General features: G+C 67.1%; 17 protein-coding genes. 2 read left to right on the forward strand and 15 right to left on the reverse strand.

Features of this window, described 5'->3' with window-relative positions; translation table 11 throughout:
* Positions 1 to 67: 67 nt before the first annotated feature.
* Positions 68 to 433 (forward strand): hypothetical protein, encoded by a 366-nt coding sequence (locus tag ACWEO2_RS38600; RefSeq protein ID WP_355189380.1) that lies wholly within the window; start codon positions 68 to 70, stop codon positions 431 to 433.
* Here ACWEO2_RS38600 and ACWEO2_RS38605 read toward each other — a convergent pair.
* From ACWEO2_RS38605 to ACWEO2_RS38650, 10 genes are all read right to left on the reverse strand, one after another.
* Positions 420 to 1,535 carry an S-adenosylmethionine:tRNA ribosyltransferase-isomerase gene (locus ACWEO2_RS38605; RefSeq protein ID WP_452409890.1) on the reverse strand — a complete coding sequence of 372 codons (1,116 nt, stop codon included), beginning with the start codon at positions 1,533 to 1,535 and terminating at the stop codon, positions 420 to 422. The two genes, ACWEO2_RS38600 and ACWEO2_RS38605, sit on opposite strands and share 14 nt — an antisense overlap.
* Entirely contained in the window at positions 1,532 to 2,230 is a 699-nt protein-coding gene (locus tag ACWEO2_RS38610) for an SDR family oxidoreductase (protein WP_452409891.1), read from the reverse strand. Before ACWEO2_RS38610 ends, ACWEO2_RS38605 begins: the two co-directional genes overlap by 4 nt.
* 106 nt (positions 2,231 to 2,336) lie before the next feature.
* Positions 2,337 to 4,451, reverse strand: a complete 2,115-nt coding sequence (gene ligA, locus ACWEO2_RS38615; protein ID WP_452409892.1) for an NAD-dependent DNA ligase LigA — start codon at positions 4,449 to 4,451, stop codon at positions 2,337 to 2,339.
* Between the two features lie 92 nt (positions 4,452 to 4,543).
* Positions 4,544 to 5,542: a methionine synthase gene (locus ACWEO2_RS38620; protein WP_452409911.1), complete on the reverse strand. Its 999-nt coding sequence runs from the start codon at positions 5,540 to 5,542 to the stop codon at positions 4,544 to 4,546.
* A 187-nt stretch (positions 5,543 to 5,729) separates the two neighbouring features.
* On the reverse strand, positions 5,730 to 6,848 hold the full coding sequence (gene mnmA, locus ACWEO2_RS38625; RefSeq protein WP_452409893.1) for a tRNA 2-thiouridine(34) synthase MnmA: 1,119 nt from the start codon (positions 6,846 to 6,848) through the stop codon (positions 5,730 to 5,732).
* A complete protein-coding gene (locus ACWEO2_RS38630; protein WP_452409894.1) occupies positions 6,848 to 8,074 on the reverse strand; it encodes a cysteine desulfurase family protein in 1,227 nt (408 codons plus the stop codon). The genes mnmA and ACWEO2_RS38630 overlap by 1 nt, the downstream gene beginning before the upstream one ends.
* A 182-nt stretch (positions 8,075 to 8,256) precedes the next feature.
* A complete protein-coding gene (locus tag ACWEO2_RS38635; protein ID WP_452409895.1) occupies positions 8,257 to 9,720 on the reverse strand; it encodes an MDR family MFS transporter in 1,464 nt (487 codons plus the stop codon).
* Positions 9,721 to 10,151: 431 nt separating this feature from the next.
* Positions 10,152 to 11,198 (reverse strand): lysophospholipid acyltransferase family protein, encoded by a 1,047-nt coding sequence (locus tag ACWEO2_RS38640; protein ID WP_452409896.1) that lies wholly within the window; start codon positions 11,196 to 11,198, stop codon positions 10,152 to 10,154.
* A 5-nt stretch (positions 11,199 to 11,203) separates the two neighbouring features.
* Entirely contained in the window at positions 11,204 to 12,031 is an 828-nt protein-coding gene (locus tag ACWEO2_RS38645; RefSeq protein WP_354955789.1) for a GNAT family N-acetyltransferase, read from the reverse strand.
* Between the two features lie 177 nt (positions 12,032 to 12,208).
* A complete protein-coding gene (locus ACWEO2_RS38650; RefSeq protein ID WP_452409897.1) occupies positions 12,209 to 13,480 on the reverse strand; it encodes an NAD(P)/FAD-dependent oxidoreductase in 1,272 nt (423 codons plus the stop codon).
* 111 nt (positions 13,481 to 13,591) lie between these two features.
* Here ACWEO2_RS38650 and ACWEO2_RS38655 point away from each other — a divergent pair, with 111 nt between their 5' ends.
* On the forward strand, positions 13,592 to 14,449 hold the full coding sequence (locus ACWEO2_RS38655; protein ID WP_354955793.1) for a LysR family transcriptional regulator: 858 nt from the start codon (positions 13,592 to 13,594) through the stop codon (positions 14,447 to 14,449).
* Between the two features lie 60 nt (positions 14,450 to 14,509).
* On the opposite strand, the gene ACWEO2_RS38660 is transcribed toward ACWEO2_RS38655, so the two are convergent.
* From ACWEO2_RS38660 to ACWEO2_RS38680, 5 genes are all read right to left on the reverse strand, one after another.
* On the reverse strand, positions 14,510 to 15,271 hold the full coding sequence (locus tag ACWEO2_RS38660; RefSeq protein WP_452409898.1) for an ABC transporter permease: 762 nt from the start codon (positions 15,269 to 15,271) through the stop codon (positions 14,510 to 14,512).
* Positions 15,268 to 16,290, reverse strand: coding sequence for an ATP-binding cassette domain-containing protein (locus ACWEO2_RS38665; protein ID WP_452409899.1), 1,023 nt, complete (start codon positions 16,288 to 16,290; stop codon positions 15,268 to 15,270). Before ACWEO2_RS38665 ends, ACWEO2_RS38660 begins: the two co-directional genes overlap by 4 nt.
* Positions 16,291 to 16,362: 72 nt before the next feature.
* Entirely contained in the window at positions 16,363 to 16,980 is a 618-nt protein-coding gene (locus ACWEO2_RS38670) for a PadR family transcriptional regulator (RefSeq protein WP_452409900.1), read from the reverse strand.
* Positions 16,981 to 17,189: 209 nt separating this feature from the next.
* The gene (locus ACWEO2_RS38675; protein ID WP_452409901.1) at positions 17,190 to 18,146 is read right to left on the reverse strand and encodes an electron transfer flavoprotein subunit alpha/FixB family protein; all 957 of its coding nucleotides are present in this window, start codon (positions 18,144 to 18,146) and stop codon (positions 17,190 to 17,192) included.
* Positions 18,147 to 18,178: 32 nt separating this feature from the next.
* Entirely contained in the window at positions 18,179 to 18,964 is a 786-nt protein-coding gene (locus tag ACWEO2_RS38680; protein ID WP_355189343.1) for an electron transfer flavoprotein subunit beta/FixA family protein, read from the reverse strand.
* Positions 18,965 to 19,026 lie beyond the last annotated feature (62 nt).

Below are 19,026 nucleotides of genomic sequence, written 5' to 3' on the forward strand. Positions count from 1 at the left end.
CGCGTTATCATGCTGGCGCCGCGGCTATCCGCTGGCACTCGCTGGACCCTGATGAGGATGGTTAACGATGGAACTGACGGTTCGTCGTCTTGTGGCCCGCAGCTCCGTCGCTGCCGCTCTCGCACTCGGCCCGCTGGTCGTACTCGGCCCACCGCAGGCCGCCGCCGAGGCACCGTGTCCGGACGGTTCGGCGCGGATCTTCTTCCACGATGAGACCAATACCTGCCAGGGTGGCGGCACCTACAGCTTCACCGGATCACCCGCGCTCGTGAAGGTCTGCTCGGTGGGCAAGGTCGACGTCACTGTCGACACCACCATCCAGAAGACCCGGACCAAGACCAGGACCGACCATCTCGATCTCAGCAATGGTCAGTGCGGCCGGGTCACGGTCGGCGGCCAGCTCGACTCCACCGTGACCATTACGCCCTCCTAGGTCCGAACAACAGCGCGCTGTCGCCGAACTCGTGCCAGAGATAGCCGGTATCGAGAGCGGTGGCGTAGGCCTCGTGCACGCTTGTCTCGCCCGCGACCGCGACGAGCAGATCCAGATGTGACGCGCCGGGAGCGTGCCATCCGGTAATGATGCCGTCGACCACTCGGGCGGGCCGTTGCATTCCCAGGACAAGTTCGGTCCATCCGCGGGCCGGGTGCACGATGCCGTTGTGATCGGCGGTCGTCTCCAATGCTCGGGTCACCGTGGTGCCGACCGCGATAATGCGGCCGCCCGCCGCCCTGGTGTCGTTCACCAGACGTGCAGTCGTCGCCGGTACCGCGAAGCGCTCCGGACTCGGCGGTTCGCCCGCCTCGGGCGAGGAGACCCCGGTGTGCAGGGTGATCGGTGCGACCGCCACACCGGCGGTCACCAGATCGAGCACCAGCGCTTGGGTGAACGGGCGTCCCGCACTCGGCATTTCGGCACTGCCCGGGATCCGGCCGAACACTGTCGTGTAGTAGGACGGCGACCAACGCTGTGGCACATATGAATAGGTGATCGGATAGCCGTGGGTGGCCAGCAGCCAGGTGGGATCCGCGCTGAGTTCGGCGATCCAGAGTCGGCGCGCACCCGGTAGCCAGGGTTCGCGGAGGGTGGCCGTGGCGCCGTCCGGCATTTGGATCTCATTGCCTGCGTACAGATCACCGCCATACGGCGTGCGTTCGCGGGTGCGCACCTCCACCACCCAGAGCCCGTCGCAGCCGCCGAAGGTATCCGGTGGACCACTGGTCTCCGTCTCCGCCTCGACCAGCGCGTTGAGCCAGGTGGACAGATGCAGCGTGACCGGCGTGCCGTCGAGTACGCCGTCGACCGCGGCGGCCAGGGTCGACGAATTGTTCACCACCACCAGGTCACCCGCATTCAACTGCTGTGGGAGCTCGCGGAATATGGTGTGGGTGAGGCGATCCGCCGCCACCAGCATCCGGACCTCGTCGCGGGCCAGACCGCGTGCCTCCGGCGGGGCAATGGCATTGCGCTCGGGCGGCAGTATGTCGGGCCATTCGTTCAGCGCCGCTGGCCCACCCGTCGATGCCGAGTTCATCTGGCGACCCCCGCGGTGAAATCGGCCACAGTGTAGCGGCCGTTCTTCGGTCGCTGCTCGATCAGTCGCAGAAGCGCGGGCACCACGGTCTCGGGCTCCGGGCGATCGGAGATATCGTCGCCGGGAAATGCGGCCTGGTGCATTTCGGTGCGCATATCGCCGGGATCGAAGGCGTAGATCGACTGGTCCGGATATTCGGCGCCCAGAATGGCGGTGAGCTGGTCGAGCGCCGCCTTCGAGGAGCCGTAACCGCCCCAATTCGGATACGGTTCGACGCCCGCGTCGGAGCTGATGTTCACCGCGACACCGTCGGCGCCGAGCAGCGGCAGCGCGAATTGCAGAACCGCGAGCGGGGCAATGACATTGGTGCGGTACACCAACTCGAGCTCGTTGAGCGGATAGTCGGCCAGCCGCGGCATCGGACTCGGCCCGAGCCTGCTCGCATTGTTCACGAGCAGGTCGAGATGTCCGAACCCAGCGGCGATCTCGGCCAGTTCGGCACGATGCGCCGGATCGGTGATATCGCCGGGCACCGCGAGAAAGGCTTCGCCGAGTTCGGACTCCACCCGTTCGAGGCGATCGGCGCGGCGGGCGGTGCCGATCACCCGCCAGCCGCGCGCAATGAGCGAACGCGCAAGAGCCAGACCGAATCCCGCCGAAGCACCGGTGATCAGAGCGGTAGAGCGGTGAGTCATATCGAATCTCCTGATAGTTGCCTACCAGTCGATCGTGATACCTCGAGCTGGGTTCAGGTCAAGCGCCGTTCGCCGACGGCGTATCCCCCCTTCCCGAGGAGCCGCCCTATTCCTCCGCTTCGGCGTCTCCCTCGGCGGTATCCGGTGCTACCGCCTCTGGGCCCTGCTCGAGCAGGAGGCGGAATCCGGCCTCGTCGAGGATCGGCACGCCCAGTTCCTCCGCCTTCGCGGCCTTGGATCCCGGCGACTCTCCGATCACCACGAACGCGGTCTTCTTGGATACCGAGCCCGCGGCCTTGCCGCCACGCACCAGGATCGCCTCCTTGGCACCGTCGCGGGAAAACCCTTCCAGCGAACCGGTCACCACGATCGATAGGCCCTCGAGCGTCCGCTCGATGGACTCGTCGCGCTCATCGGCCATGCGCACGCCCGCCGCGCGCCACTTGTCGACAATCGCGCGATGCCAGTCGACGGTGAACCAGTCCACCACCGCGTTCGCAATGGTCGGACCGACCCCGTCGGCGGCGCCGAGTTCCTCGGCCGATGCTTGTTCGATGCGGTCCATGCTGGCGAATTCCGCGGCGAGCGCACGGGCGGCGGTCGGACCGACGTGCCGGATGGACAGGCCGACCAACGCTCGCCACAGCGGGCGGTCCTTGGCGGCCTGCAGGTTCTCCAATAGTCGCTTGCCGTTCGCGGACAGGGTGCCGTCCATATTCGCGTACAGCGAGGTGGTCAGCAGCCGCGCCTCATCGAGGTCGAACAGATCGCCCTCATCGGTGATCGCGCTCGAACGCAGCAGGTCCACCGCACCCTCATAGCCGAGCGCCTCGATATCGAAGACCCGACGGCTCGCGATGTAGAACAATCGCTCCCGCCGCTGCCCCGGGCAGAACTGCCCATTGGGGCAGCGGATATCGACGTCGCTCTCCTTCTCCGGCGCCAGCTCCGCACCGCATTCGGGACACTGCGTCGGCATGACGAATTCGCGCTCGTCGCCGGTGCGCGCGTCCACCACCGGGCCGAGCACCTCCGGGATGACGTCGCCCGCCTTGCGGATGGTGACGGTGTCACCGATCAGCACACCCTTGCGCTTCACCTCGGAGGCATTGTGCAAAGTGGCCCGCGCGACCGTGGAACCCGCGATGGAGACCGGCTCCATCACTGCGAACGGGGTGACCCGGCCGGTGCGGCCGACATTCACCTCGATGCCGAGCAGCTTGGTCGTCGCCTCCTCCGGCGGGTACTTATAGGCGATCGCCCAGCGCGGAGCGCGTGAGGTGGAACCGAGACGCCGTTGCAGCGCCATCTCGTCGACCTTGATCACCTGACCGTCGATCTCGTGCTCGATATCGTGGCGGTGCTCGCCCCAGTAGTTGACGCGCTCGATCACCGCGTCGATGCCCTGTACCAGCTTCGTATGCTCGGAGACCGGCAGACCCCAGGCGGCCAGGGCGCGGTAGGCCTCATGCTGTGAGGTCGGGCTGTAGCCCTCGATGCGGCCGAAGCCGTGGCAGATCATCCGCAGCCGACGCCGCGCGGTGACCGCGGGATCCTTCTGCCGCAGCGAACCCGCCGCGGTATTGCGCGGATTCGCGTACGGCGGTTTGCCCTCGGCCACGATCGCGGCATTGAGCGTCTCGAAATCCTCCAGCCGGAAATAGACCTCGCCGCGCACCTCGAGCAGTTCGGGGATCGCGAACTCCTCCGACGGCGTGAGCTCGCCCGGGATGTCCTCGATGGTGCGCGCGTTGAGCGTGACGTCCTCGCCGGTGCGCCCGTCGCCGCGCGTCGCACCGCGCACCAGCCGCCCGTTTTCATAGACGAGGTTCAGCGCGACGCCATCGATCTTCACCTCGCACAGATAGTGCAGATTCGATCCGGTCTCCGCCTCCACCCGGCTCGCCCAGGTGCGCAGCTCGTCGAAGTCGAACACATTGTCCAGCGACAGCATCCGCTCCAGGTGGTCCACGGCGGTGAAATCCGTCGCGAATCCGCCGCCGACCAGCTGCGTCGGCGAATCGGGTGCGCGCAGATCCGGGTGCGCGTCCTCCAGTGCCTGCAGTTGCCGCAGCAGCTTGTCGAACTCGCCGTCGGAGATGATCGGCGCGTCCCGGACGTAGTACCGGAACTGATGCTCACGAACCTCGTCCGCGAGCCGCCGCCACTCCACTCGCTGCTCCGCGGTCGCTGGCTCCGCCACAATGTCGCTGTCACTCACCCATCGCACATTAGCCGAGCCCACTGACATCCAGCCGCCACATTCCCGCACGTCGCGGCGGACTCATCGCACGGATTGCGGCGCGCCCGGCATCAGGTGAAGTCGAGCGATTCGGGTTCTTCGGCGTAGGCGCGGGCCACCTCGGTGCACAGGCGCAGGGCCGCGCGGGCCCAGTCCAGTGGAGCACCGGCCAGACCGCAGGCGGGGGCGACGAGGATCTGGGTGGCGAGGGTCGAGCGGCGCAGGCCGAGGCGGTCGATCAGGCGGACGCCGGGCTCGGCGATATCGCGCCAGGTCGGTGGTTTGGCGGGCCGAGTGGTCGGGACGAGGCCGAGCACCACTTGTTTTCCGGTATCGAGGATTTCACCGATATCGTCCAGATCGCGGGTGGCGATGGTGGACATATCGAAGCCGACGGCGGCGGCCGCGCTGGCGCGCAGGAAGGACAGTGCGGCCGACTCGGCGCAGCTGTGGACAAGGACCGGAGCCGATTGTGCGGTGATGACCGCATCCAGGACGGCGAGTGCTTCCGGTTCGGGTACTGCGCGCACGGTATCGAGGACGCTGACGCCGCGGAGCGAGCCGTTCAGTACCTCGGCCAGCGACGGTTCATCCAGTTGCAGAACGACTTCCGCGCCGAGGCGCTTGCGCACCTCGCTCGCGTGCCGGTCCAGGCCTTCGGCAAGGGATTCCGAAATATCGCGCACCGCGCCGGAATCGGTGAGTACGCGGTGACCGCCGGGCAATTCCAGCTGAGCCGCGAGGGTGAGCGGACCGGCGGCCTGCAGTTTGACCGTGCGCCCGGCACCGGCCGAACCCGCTGTCTCCCACGCCTCTTCGAGCGCGTCGAGGTCCGACCTGAGCAGATCGCGAGCGCGCCGCGATACCGCACCGGGCCGGGACACCAGCCGATAGCCACGCGTCGTGGTGTCGAACCGCATATCGACCAGCAGCGCGGAGACGCGGCCGATCATGTCCGAACCCGTACCGCGCCCGGGCAGTTCGACCAGATGCGGCAGTTCCGGCAACTCACCGATGATGGTGGCCGCGGCCTCGCGCGGATCGGTACCCGGCCAGGACCCGACGGCCATCGCGATCCCGCCGGGGATACGGACGGGTGCCTTCGCCTCGAGTTCGCCCGATTCCCTGGCAATTTCGCTCACTGCGCTGCCCCTATGCGGGGTGTACACCCCATTGTGTGGTGGATCCCGGTCTGCGCCGAAATGACGAGGAGGGTGGACCGATCTCGCTTGCCGCGCCGCCCGATGTAGGCACCGCTCACTTGGCAGTGCTCACGCCCGCGCTGACCGAGTCGGGCACCGCACGCGAGGTGTCGGTGATGGTGCCGCTGCCGATCACCTGATCGCCCAGGACATCCGGGCGATACAGCACCACGGCCTGACCACGGGCCACACCGGTCAGCGGCTCGCGCAGCCGCACGATCAGTCCGTCGCCGTCCGCCTCGGCAATGGCCGGTGCGGTGCCGCCGTGTGCGCGCACCTGCGCAACGCATTCGATCGACCCCTCGGGCGCGGAGCCGGAGGTCCAGATCGCACGGTCGGCCTGAACGGTCCACACCTGCAGGTCCTCGACGGAGCCAACGCGAACGGTGCCGGAGTCGGGATCGATGTCGGTGACATAGCGCGGTTTGCCGTCGGCGCCGGGACCGGGCAGGCCGAGCCCCTTGCGCTGGCCGATCGTGAATCCGTGCACGCCTTCGTGATCCCCGAGCACCTGGCCGTCGGCGTCGACCACCGCACCCGGCCGAATGCCGATCTTCGCGCCGAGGAAGGCGCGGGTATCACCGGAGGGGATGAAGCAGATGTCATGGCTGTCGGGCTTATTCGCCACCGCGAGCCCGCGCTCGGCGGCCTCCGCGCGGATCTGCGGCTTCGGGGTGTCGCCCACCGGGAACATGGCCCGCGACAGCTGCTGCGCGGTCAGCACCGCGAGCACATAGGACTGGTCCTTATCGGCGTCGACGGCCCGGCGCAGCACACCGTCCTCGAGCCGCGCGTAATGTCCGGTGACCACGGCGTCGAAGCCGAGTGCCACCGCACGATCGGCGAGGGCCGAGAACTTGATCTTCTCGTTGCAGCGCAGACACGGATTCGGCGTCTCACCGGCCGCGTACGCGGCGACGAAATCGTCGATCACGTCTTCCTTGAAGCGATCGGCGAAATCCCATACATAGAAGGGGATGCCGAGCACATCGGCGGCCCGCCGGGCGTCACCGGCGTCCTCCTTGGAGCAGCAACCACGCGAACCGGTGCGCAGCGTGCCCGGTGTCGCCGACAGCGCCAGATGCACGCCGACCACCTCATGACCCGCGTCGACGGCACGTGCCGCCGCCACTGCCGAGTCCACACCACCACTCATCGCGGCGAGTACCCGCATCAGACACCTCCCTTCGCACCGGCCAGACCCGCGGCCCTGGCCCGTTCCACAATCCGGGGCAATACATTCAGCACCGCGTCCACATCGGCGCGCGTCGAGGTGTGCCCCAGCGAGAAGCGCAGCGAACCGCGCGCCTGCCACGGTTCCACGCCCATGGCGATCAGCACATGGCTGGGGGCGGCCACGCCCGCGTTGCAGGCCGATCCGGTCGAACATTCGATTCCGGCGGCGTCCAGCAGCATCAGCAGCGAATCACCTTCGCAGCCGGGAAAAGTGAAGTGCACATTGCCCGGCAGTCGCCGCTCCCCGACCGGACCGCTCAGTACCGCATCCGGAACGGCCGTGCGGATACCCGCGATCAAATCATCCCGCAGCACGGTCAATTCCGGTGTGCGCGTGGGCAACTCGGCCACGGTATGGCGCAATGCGGTGGCCAGTCCGACGGCCGCGGCGGTATCGGAGGTCCCCGAGCGCAGATCGCGTTCGTGCCCGCCGCCGTGCAGCAGCGGCACACACGGCACCTGCCGGCCGAGCACCAGCACACCGACACCGTGCGGTCCACCGACCTTGTGCCCGGCGAAACTCGCGGCCGACAGCGCACTCGCCGCGAAGTCGATCGGCAGCTGCGCGGCGGCCTGGATCGCGTCGCTGTGCATCGGCACGCCGAATTCCTGTGCCACCATGGCCAATTCGACGATCGGGGCGATGGTGCCCACCTCGTTATTGGCCCACATGATGCTCACCAGCGTGACCTCGTCGGCATGCTCGGCCAGCGCCGCACGCAATACCCGCGGCGATACGACACCGTCGGTGTCCACCGGCAGCCAGGTCACCTGTGCGCCCTCATGCTGTTCCAGCCACTCGACTGCGTCGATAACCGCGTGATGTTCGGTCGACCCCGCGATGATCCTGGTCCGGCGCGGGTCGGCGGCGCGGCGCGCCCAGTAGATGCCCTTGATCGCCAGATTGTCGCTCTCGGTCCCACCCGAGGTGAAGATCACCTCCGACGGCCGGGCGCCCAGATCGGCGGCAATCGATTCGCGCGCCTCCTCCAGCATCCGCCGTGCCGTGCGCCCCGAACCGTGCAGTGAGGAGGCATTGCCCGTCATCCCGAGGGCAGCCGTCATCGCCTCGATCGCGGCAGGCACCATCGGGGTGGTCGCCGCATGATCGAGGTAGACCGTCTTGGGCGCACCGTGGACCGGACCCGAAAAAGCCGACTTCATGACCAGTAAAGGATAGCCGTCGGGGTTTCGCCATTATTCCCGCCCGATCGCAGTGACCGACGAGCCGACGGCGCGCCCGGCGTAACCAACTGTGCCATCGGCGTGTTCGCCGTGGCCGACACCGCTGCCGACGCACTGTCGGCAGCGGTGTGAGCGGCGAGGCGTGCCGTCCGGTGGGACGATCAGCTCTTCATCAGCTCGGGGGTCGGCGTCTCGGTGCCATCCGCGTCCTGTGGTGCGCTGGATCGGCTCGGCAGCAGCACTGCCATCACGATGACGATCAGGGCCATGGCGGCGGAGATGGCGAATGCCAGGCGCATGCCGTCGAGGTGTGCGGTGATCGGATCCGCTCCGTCCGCCACCAGCGCGCTGCTGCGGGCCGACATCACCGTCACCACCAGGGCGGTGCCGAAGGCCGCGGCCACCTGCTGCAGTGTGCCGAGCATGGAGCTGCCATGTGAGTACAGGTGCTGCGGGAGCGCCCCGAGTCCGAGCGTGAAGACCGGGGTGAAGGCCGCAGCCAGCGACACCATCATCAGGATGTGCAGGATCAGCAGCTGCCAGTACGGCATGGTCATCGATATCCGGGTGAACCCGGCGAGTGCGGCCGCGACACCGATCGAACCGGGAATCACCAGTACTCGCCCGCCGAACCGGTCGAACAGCCGCCCGACAGTCGGGCCGAGCAGCCCCATCGCCAGTCCGCCCGGCATGACGAGCAGTCCGGTCTGCAGTGCCGACAGGCCGCGCAGATTCTGCAGGTACAGCGGCAGCAGGATCATCGATCCGAGCATCGCCATGAACGCGACCGACATCAGGATCAGCGCCTTGGTATAGGTGCCGAACAGCAGGATGCGCAGATCCAGCAGCGGGGCTCCGGTGCGCTGCAGTCGCAGCTGACGGGCCGCGAAGACACCGATGAGCGCCAGTCCGGTGACGACGATCACCGCGGGTGTCGCGACATTGTGGGTCTCGAACCGGCTGAGCCCGTACACCAGGCCGCCGAATCCGACCGCGGCGAATGCCACGCTGGACCAGTCGAGCGCGCCGGTCTGCGGTTCGCCGATATTGTCCAGTTTGCGCAGGCCCAGCCAGGTGACCACCGCGGCAATCGGCAGCACCAGCCCGAAAAGCCAACGCCACGAACCGACTTGGAGTACCACACCGGACAGGACCGGCCCCATGGCCGGGGCAACCGAGATGGCGAGGGTGACATTGCCCATGACCCGGCCGCGGTCCTGTTCGGGGACCACCGTCATCAGGGTGGTCATCAGCAACGGCATCATCACCGCGGTACCACCAGCCTGGACGATCCGTCCGAGCAGCAGCACCGTGAACGACGGGGCCACGGCGGAAAGCGCTGTGCCCGCGATGAACACACCCATCGCGATCGTGTAGGCCCGGCGAGTGGTGACCCGCTGCAGGAACCATCCGGTGACCGGGATGACCGCCGCCATGGTGAGCATGAACGCGGTCGACACCCACTGCGCGGTGCGTTCGGTCACCTCGAGGTCGGCCATCAGCCGCGGAATCGCGTTGATCATGATGGTTTCGTTCAGAATCACCACGAAGGTCGCGAGCACCAGCAGCCGGACTACGGTCGGGGTTCCTCGTCCGGTCGGACGGACGGGTCTGTCTGCGGGCATCGGATACCTCCGGGCTTTCAATCGGGACGATATGCGGGCCGAGAGCGGCGCCACATGAGATCAGACGGGACCACTTCGCCTAATTAATCGGTCCCGCCAATTCTCAACGGCTACCGCGACACTTCGACGGTCGCGAGTTGCCCCACCGGCCGTCCAGATCGTCGGGTTGGAAGCCGTAGTGTCCCATTGCATCCGCGGATCTTCATCATGTTTTTCGCTGGCCGTGTCGCCCGGAGGACTCGGGTCCCGAACAACGTCAGCCACTTCGATGGCTCACCAGCCGGTGCGTCGACCTCGAACCACACGCGCCCCGGGTGCCTGCCGGCTTGGCGCCAGGTGCCGTCCGGCTGTCCGGATGAGCTCGATCGCCTCGGTCCGGCGCGGGTCCGGTGCCGCACCGTGGAAGCAGGTCGATGTCAGCGAAACCGCGATCAGGCCGGGGCTGCCGTCGTCCCTTCGGTCTCCTGGTGACCCGTGGCTCGGCGGCCGGAGCGACGGAACGGTCGCAGCCGCGACGGCCGCCGCACGGCCGGTGTGGCCCGCGTCTCGGCCGACTCCGGATCCTGCACTCGGGTGGCCGTTGCCTCGATCCACTCCGAGGCCTCGATGGCGCCGTGGCGCGACCGGTCCGCACCACGTACGGCCTGTTCACAGCGACGAGCCAGGTCGCGCCGGTCGAGTCCCGGATATTCAACCGGCGCGAGCACCACTTCGGCCACCATGCCGCGCGAGCGCAGCACCCGCTTCGCCGAGGTGCCGAAGGAATCGTCGCCGACGAATCCCGGAATCGTCGACTGCGTACCGTGCGCGTCCAGGTAGCGCAGCCGCACCGGCTGCACCGACGTCGCGGTGTCCACGGCGGCTTGGAAGAGCGCGGGCCGCATGGTGCCGTAGGCGCGGCCGCACCAGGTGGTGCCCTCGGGGAAGACCGCGATCCGATCGCCCGATGCCAGCCGTTCACCGATGCTCGCCACCACACCGGGCAGTTCGCGCAGCCGTTCGCGTTCGATCGGGATGACCCGCATCAGCTTCGCCAGACCACCGAGCAACGGCCAATCGACCATATCGGCGCGCGCCACGAAGCCGAGCGGCTGCACCGCGGCCATGACGACGACATCGGTCCAGCCGATATGTCCGGCCACGATCAGCAGACCTTCACCCGGTTCGCTGAAGCGCGCATCGGCCGACTGCCCGGCATCGGCTCGACCGACGCCACGGTTGTCCACCACACGCAACCGAATCCCGAGACAGCTCAGCACGGTTCGCGCATAGCGCCGCTGCAGCTGTTCGCGCCGGCCACGCGGTGTGACGATATTGACGACCGGAAAGCTGACCAGCAGCCCGGCCACGCCGAGTAGTCGGCCGATGACCCGTGCGGTACCGATCTCATCCACCGGATCGATGCAGCCGGGCCCACAGGGACTCGACGGCATCCACGAGTGCGCGGTGCTCTGTGCGGGCGGCGCGTCGAACACCATCTACCTCACCGTCCCCCGTCGAGTGTGTTTGCGGCGTCCTGTAATCGGTTGAGGTAGCGGGTGTTGATGGTGTCCAGGCCGAGCAGTGCGACGAAGTCGGCGACCGCGAAATCCGGATCATGCGCCGGTTCGCCGCAGATCTCCGCGCCGAGGCGCAGATAGCCGCGCAGCAGCGGCGGCAGCTTCGGGCGTGCGGGCGGGGTCATTTCGTCCAGCGTCAGTCCGTCGACGACCACCGGGTTGTAGGGGTGCACCCGCCGCTCGGGATCGGATCCGTGGCGGCCGAGCAGCATATCCCGCACCCCACGCACATTCACCCCGGCCGGGTCGGCGGGGGTGTCCTGCATCGGCACCGAGACGCATCCCATCACCCACTCGTATCCGGTGAGCTGGATGTAGTGCAGGATGCCCGCCCACATAAGAGTGAGCACCGAGCCGTTGCGGTGGTCGGGCACCACGCAGGCGCGCCCCATCTCCACGATCCGGTTGCCCACCGGATCCAGTTGGGCCAGATCGAATTCGGTGGCCGTGTAGTAGCCGCCCGCGGCGTTCACCTTGTCCGGCGGCAACATTCGGTAGCAGCCGACGAACTCCTCGGTGCGGTCATCGCGGACCAGCAGGTGATCGCAATGCTCGTCGAACCGGTCCGCGTCCAGACCGGTTCCGTTATCGGCGATCTGGAAGCCGGGCTCGGTGGCGAAGACGCCGTAGCGCAGCCGCTGGGCGGCCAGCCGGTGCTCCGCATCGGAGGAAACGACCAGGGAATACCGAGACCGTTCCGCCCCGGAGTCCGTCGGTCGAGCCGGGGCTGTCAACACGGACGAAATAGTCATATCCGTGATGAAGCCAGCCCGAAACAGCGCCGGAGCGACCTCGAAGTGTCGCCGCGATGCCGGTTCGGTGAACGAGATGATCATCACACCGAGCGTTCACCGAACCGTCGCAATGCGTTCCCGCATCCGCTGCGCTATCGCCGCCTTTTGCCTGATCGGCAACCCTTTCGAGATGGATCAAGCGGCGTCGCGCTCCGGCACGCGCACCGGCTCCCGCGCCGCATCCACCTCATCGAAGCCGGGACGTCCGCTGCCGATGAAGGCGACCAACCACGAGGCCACCGCGGCGAAGCGATTGCGGAATCCGACCAGGTACAGCAGATGCACCGCGAGCCACATGGTCCAGGCGATCACCCCACGGAAGGTGATGTGCTCGTTGAGCTTCACCACCGCGCTGAAGCGGCTGATCACCGCCATGCTGCCCTTGTCCCAGTATCGGAAGGCGGTGCCGGGCAGCTTCTTGCGGCGAATGATGTCGGCGGCGTGCCTGCCCTCCTGCATGGCGACCGGCGACTGTCCCGGGTAGCCGTTGAGCGAGGTCATATCGCCGATGGCGTAGATATCGGCGTGCCCGCCCACGGTCAGGTCGGGATTGATCAAAAGCCTTCCGGCCCGGTCGGTTTCGCAGCCGGTGGCCTCGGCCAGGAGCTTCGCGAACCCGCCCGCCTGCACACCCGCCGACCATACGACGGTCTCGGCGGCGATCCGGCGCTCGACGCCGTCCTTACCCTTGACGGTCACCTTGCCGAGTTCGATATCGGTAACGAAGGTGCCGAGCAGCACCTCGACACCGCTCTTGGTCAGCGATCCCTTCGCGTACTCCGACAGCCCGCCACCGAAGGGCGGCAGCACCTCGCCGGCGCCCTCGACCAGCGTCACCGAAACCTCTTGGTGGTAATACCGTTTCGCGAGTTCCTTCAGCTGCCCGGCGACCTCGACACCGGTCGCGCCCGCACCGACCACGACAAAGCTCAGCAGCCGCTGGCGGGTTTCCTCATCCGCGCCAGCGGCCTCGGCGAAGACGCGCTCGATCTGTGCGCGCAACAGCTTGGCGTCGTCGATCGTTTTGAGCGAGAACGTCTTATCGGCGAAATCGTCGCGGCCGAAGTACGACTGCGAGGCGCCGGTGGCGGCGATCAGCGAGCCGTAGCGGATCTGGGTGTGCTCGCCCTCGTGCTCATAGGTGATCACCGCGTTGTCGGCATCAATGGCGACCACCTTGCCGAGCCGGACATCGGCTTCCCTATGCCTGCGCAGCACCGAGGCGATCGGCGGCGCGATCTCGCCGGAGGCCAGCACACCTGTCGCGACCTGATAGAGCAATGGCTGGAAGAGATGCTCCGGAGTGCTCGAGATGAGAACGTACTTGATACCCGATTTGGCCAGCTGCTTTGCGGCGGCAAGCCCCCCGAATCCCGATCCAATGATGACAACATCTGCGTCTTCCATGACAGCCTCCTTCTCTCATTACCAACCGTCATTCGAACCGCAGATATTTCAGGTGTTCAGGCGCATAATAGAGATGACTCTTATCTGGATCGCTCATGAATTGAGGATGACGTGGAGCTTCGCCAGCTCGCCTACTTCGTCGCGGTATGCGAGGAGCTGAGTTTCAGCAGGGCCGCGGCCCGCTGTTATATCTCGCAATCGGCGATCAGCCATCAGATCGCCCGGCTGGAACGCGACCTCGGGGTGGCCCTCTTCGAGCGTTCGACCAGGGCCGTCGTGCCGACCGACGCGACCATGCGGCTACTTCCGCTGGCTAAACAGATGCTGAGCCTGGAATCGGCCATCCGGGCGACCGTGCGCACTTCCGGTCACCGGATCCGGCTGGCCGCCAATATGTCCTTCGCGACCCGATCCCTGTCCGCGATCGCCGGTGCGCGCGCCGCGCATCCGGATGCCGAAATCGAATTCGTCATCAAACCGTTCCGTCAGCGGATCACCGCGGTGGCCGACGGCGACTGCGATCTCGCACTCATTCGCGGCAGCGTCGAAGAGCCCGGCCTCGCCGTGGAGAAGCTGTGGGTCGAGGACCTCGTCATCGCCACCTCGGCCGCCCATCCGCTGGCCATCCGGGAACAGGTGACGCTGGCGGATCTGAGCCCCTACCCCCTCCTGCTCCCGCCCGAGCAGGAACAGGTCCTGCTGCACACCGTGATTCGCGCCGCCTTCGCCGATCTGGCCGCCGGCCCGACCTTCGGTCCGCCGATTCCGCCGGACCACACCGCGACCATGGAGCTGATCAACCGACCCGACGCCTGGACGGTGCTCTACGCCGACAGCCCGACCGAGGGCCTGGTGGTGCTGCGACTGGCCGAACACCGACTACGGATTCCGGTCTCGGCTGTCCTGCGCAGCGACACCCGCCGCTCCCCGATTCTGACCACCCTGCTCTCCGGCCTGCACCGACGCTGAGATCCGCTGCCGCATCGCGGTAACGGATCTCATGCGCCTACCGGTCGATCTGCAAACAGGTCAAGCATTTTCGCGGGTGAAGCCGCGCGCGCCGATCACCATCGCCACCGCCGCGACCACCAGGGTGAGTCCGGTCCCGAGGTACACCTCGGAGGCACCGAAGTCACCGCGGAACAGCGCCCTGGCCGCATCGACAGTGTGCGAGAACGGATTCACCTTCCCGATGGTGCGCAGCCAGCCCGGCCCGACGCTCAGCGGCAGCAGGATGCCCGAGAGCAGCATCAGCGGCACCGCGAGGCTATTGAGCACCGAGGCGAGCACATCCTCGGACTTGGCCCACAGCCCGAGCGCATACGATGCCGCGGCCAGACCGGCGGCCATCACCGCGATCAACAGCACCGACAGCACCAGTCCGAGCGGATCCGGCCGAACTCCGAAGGCCGCCATGGCAACTCCCACGAGTACCAGCGCCTGCACGACCAGCACGACCATATCCTTGAGTACCCGTCCGGTCAGCAGTGCACCGCGGCTCGCCGGAGTGACCCGCTGTCGTTCGATGACACCCGCGCGCAACTCGGCAACGATGCCGAACCCGACATAGATCGCGCCGAACAGTCCGGTCTGGATGACCAGCGCCGGTGTGAGCAACGCCCACGGGTCGGAATCCGACCCCAGCGCCGGCGCGATCCCCTTGACCAGCGGCCCGAACAGCACCAGATACAACACCGGCTGGGACAGACCGATCAAGACCCACACCGGATTTCGCAGATTGGCCCGCAACTGGGACCAGAAGATCAGCCCGGTCTCGCGCATGAACCTCATGAGTGACTCGCCTCCCGCAGCGAACGCCCCGTGATGGTCAGGAAGACATCGTCGAGGCTGGGACGTTTGACAGTGAGCGCACCGGGCACGAGACCGCGCTCGTCCATGGCACGCAGTAGGGGGACGACGGCGGTATCGCCGCGATCCACCGTGAGATGCACCAGCCCGGTACCGATCCGGTCGGCGCCGATGTCCGCCGAGCGCACCACCGAGCGCACCTGGAGCACCGATTGCGCGACCTCGAGCGCGAGATCGGCATGGCCGTTATCTATTTCGAAGCTCACCACATCACCGGAGATGCGCCGCTTGAGTTCGTCGGGTGAGCCCTCGGCGACGATGCCGCCGTGGTCCATGATCAGCAGGCGGTCGCACAGCGCGTCGGCCTCGTCCAGGTAGTGGGTGGTGAGCACGACCGTGGTGCCCCGCGTCCGCAGGCGCTCGATGTGCTCCCACAGATTGGCCCGGCTCTGCGGATCGAGGCCGCTGGTCGGTTCGTCGAGGTAGATGAGGTTCGGTCCGTGCACCAGGCCGAGAGCGATATCCACCCGGCGGCGCTGACCGCCGGAGAGTTGGCCGCATTTGCGCCCTCCGAGTCCGTCCAGGTCGAGCGCCACCAGCAGCTCTTCCGCATTGTGCCCGGCCTGCGCCTTGCTCAACCCGAAAAGCCTGGCCTGTAGCACCAATTCGTCGATGACCAGGGCATCGTCATTGGTCATGCCACCCTGCGCGACGTAGCCGATGCGCGAACGCACGGTCCGCTGCTCGGCCACCAGATCCGCGCCGGAGATGACGGCCTCGCCCGCAGTCGGGGCGATGAGCGTGCTGAGCATTCGCAGCGTCGTGCTCTTACCCGCGCCGTTGGGCCCGAGCAGACCGAGGATCTCGCCCTCGTACACATCGAAGTCGACGCCCGTAACCGCTTGTACGGGACCGGTTTTGGTTTCAAAGGTTCGCGACAGCCCGCGCACCCGGATCACCGAGGTGCTGGTGCGTGCACGAACGGAGTCGATCGTTTCCACCTGAACAACGGTAGGAACGATCGATCAAATAGTCAAGCTTTACTATTCAGGCTTGACCAACGGGCGTGGGCGTCATTTGACGGTCATCGGCCCACCGTCCACCCGCGACCAGTTCGTCCACACATCCAGCTCACCGCTCTCGATCCGCTCCAGGGTCTTGCGCGTCCAGGTCAGATCCGCGCGGACATGGTCGGCGGCCAGCCGCATGCCATCGGCGACATGGTGCGGTTCGGTCTCGGCCGGATTGCCGGTGCCCGCGAGAATCCGCTGCTCCTCGCGCTCCAGGAAGACCAGATCCGATTCGAATTTCAGAATGCGCCCGCGCATTGCCGCGATGACCTCATCGCGCGGCAGATGCGGCAGCAGCGACACCGCCGCGAAATACGGGTTCTTCGGCTGCTCGGAGCTCCACACCGCCTCGCGCACCATATCGCCGAAAACCTTCTCCCCCTCGACGGTCAGGCGATAGCTGGTCCGCTCCGGGCGCGCCCCCGCCTGCCCGACGCCCTCCACCTCGATGAGCTTCTCGCGCTGCAGCGTATTCAGTGCCCCGTATATCGATCCGGGCTTCACATTCGCCCATTCATCGGCGTGCCACGACAACAACTCGCGCCGAACGTCATAACCGTGCACCGGCTGCAGCAGCCGCACCACCGCGAGCACCAGCATCCGAGTCGTAGGAACAGCCATACTCGCAGGTTATCCCACCCACGCGGCGGTTCGCGCTGACCCGAGAACGCAAAAAGACTCGCCAAATCTGTTGCTGCATTACGCAACAACAGATTTGGCGAGTCAGGGGTAACTCACCGGGCACCGGCCAACCGATATCCCGCAGGCCGGGAACGCGACTCACACCGCGCCCGACCGGCCCGCCTGAATACGCGGAGAGGCGGGAGAGCCTAGCCCTTGTGCGCCTTGACCGCCTCGGTCAGCTGCGGGGCGACATTGAACAGGTCGCCGACGATGCCGTAGTCCGCGATCTCGAAGATCGGGGCCTCTTCGTCCTTGTTGACCGCGACGATGGTCTTCGAGGTCTGCATGCCCGCCCGGTGCTGGATGGCGCCAGAGATGCCGAGGGCGATGTAGAGCTGCGGGGAGACCGTCTTACCGGTCTGACCGACCTGGAACTGGCCCGGGTAGTAGCCCGAGTCGACGGCGGCACGCGAGGCGCCGACGGCGGCACCGAGCGAATCGGCCAGCGCCTCGACGACCGCGAAGTTGTCGGCGGAACCGACACCGCGACCACCGGAGACGACAATGCTCGCCTCGGTGAGTTCCGGACGGTCGCCACCGACGACCGGCTCGCGGGAGATCACCTTCACGACGCCCTCTTCCTGCGCGGGCACCTCGACGGTCACCTTCTCACCCGCACCGGCCGCGGCCGTGGCCTCGATGGCGCCGGGGCGCACCGAGATCACCGGCACGTCGCCGGTGGCCTTGGCATCGACAGTGAACGCACCACCGAAGATGGAGTGCACGACCGAGCCGTCGGACTTGATGTCGATGACATCGACGAGCAGGCCGGAGCCGACGCGCGCGGCGAGGCGGCCCGACACCTCCTTGCCCTCGGCGGTGGCGGCGACGATCACGGCGGCCGGGGCGACCGACTCGACCAGACCGGCGAGCACGTCGACCTTCGGGGTCACCAGGAAGTTGTCCACATCGTCGGATTCGGCGATGTAGATCTTCGCGGCACCGGCGGCGGCCAGCGCGTCGGCCAGCTTCTCACCGGTACCGGCCGGGCCGGTCACGACGGCGGCGGGCTCACCGAGTGCGCTCGCGGCCGTGAGCAGTTCGGTGCTGACCTTCTTGATCGCACCGTCGGCGTGCTCGACGAGCACAAGTACTTCTGCCATTTGTGTTCTCTCCTAAGCAGTCTCGGGCGGGATCAGATGATCTTCTGACCGACCAGGTACGCGGCGATCTTGGTGCCGCCGTCGCCCTCGTCCGCGATCTTCTCGCCCGCGGTGCGCGGGGGCTTCGGGGTGGCCGCGGTGACGGCGGTGCCCGCGTTGGCGACACCGACGGTCGACGGGTCGACGCCCAGGTCGGCCAGCGTGAAGGTCTGCACTTCCTTCTTCTTCGCGGCCATGATGCCCTTGAAGGACGGGAAGCGCGGCTCGTTGATCTTCTCGGTGACGCTGACGATGGCCGGGAGGGTGGCCTCCAGCTTGAACACGCCCTCGTCGGTCTCCCGCTCGCCGGTGACCTTGCTGCCGTCGACGGTCAGCTTGCGCAGGTGCGTCAGCTGCGGCAGGCCCAGGTATTCGGCGATGATCGCGGGCACCGCACCGGAGCGACCATCGGTGGCCTCATTGCCCGCGATGACCAGCTCGACACCTTCGACCTGGCCGAGCGCGCTGGCCAGCACCCACGCGGTCTGCACGGCGTCGGAGCCGTGAATGGCCGGATCGTTGATGTGGATAGCCTTGTCGGCACCCATGGACAGCGCCTTGCGGATGGCCTCGGTGGCACGGTCCGGACCGGCGGCCAGTACGGTGACCTCGCCGCCCTGGGCCTCCTTGATCAGCAGCGCCTCTTCGACGGCACGCTCGTTGATCTCGTCGAGGACGGCGTCGGCGGCCTCGCGGTCGAGGGTGAAGTCACCGTCGGTCAGCTTGCGCTCGGACCAGGTGTCGGGAACCTGCTTGATGAGTACGACGATGTTCGGCATCGGTCTTCGTCGACCTCCTGTTCTGGTTACACGTGTGTGGTGGTCGCACGAGCTCGGCCGTA

It is taken from the genome of Nocardia sp. NPDC004278 (assembly GCF_053602975.1).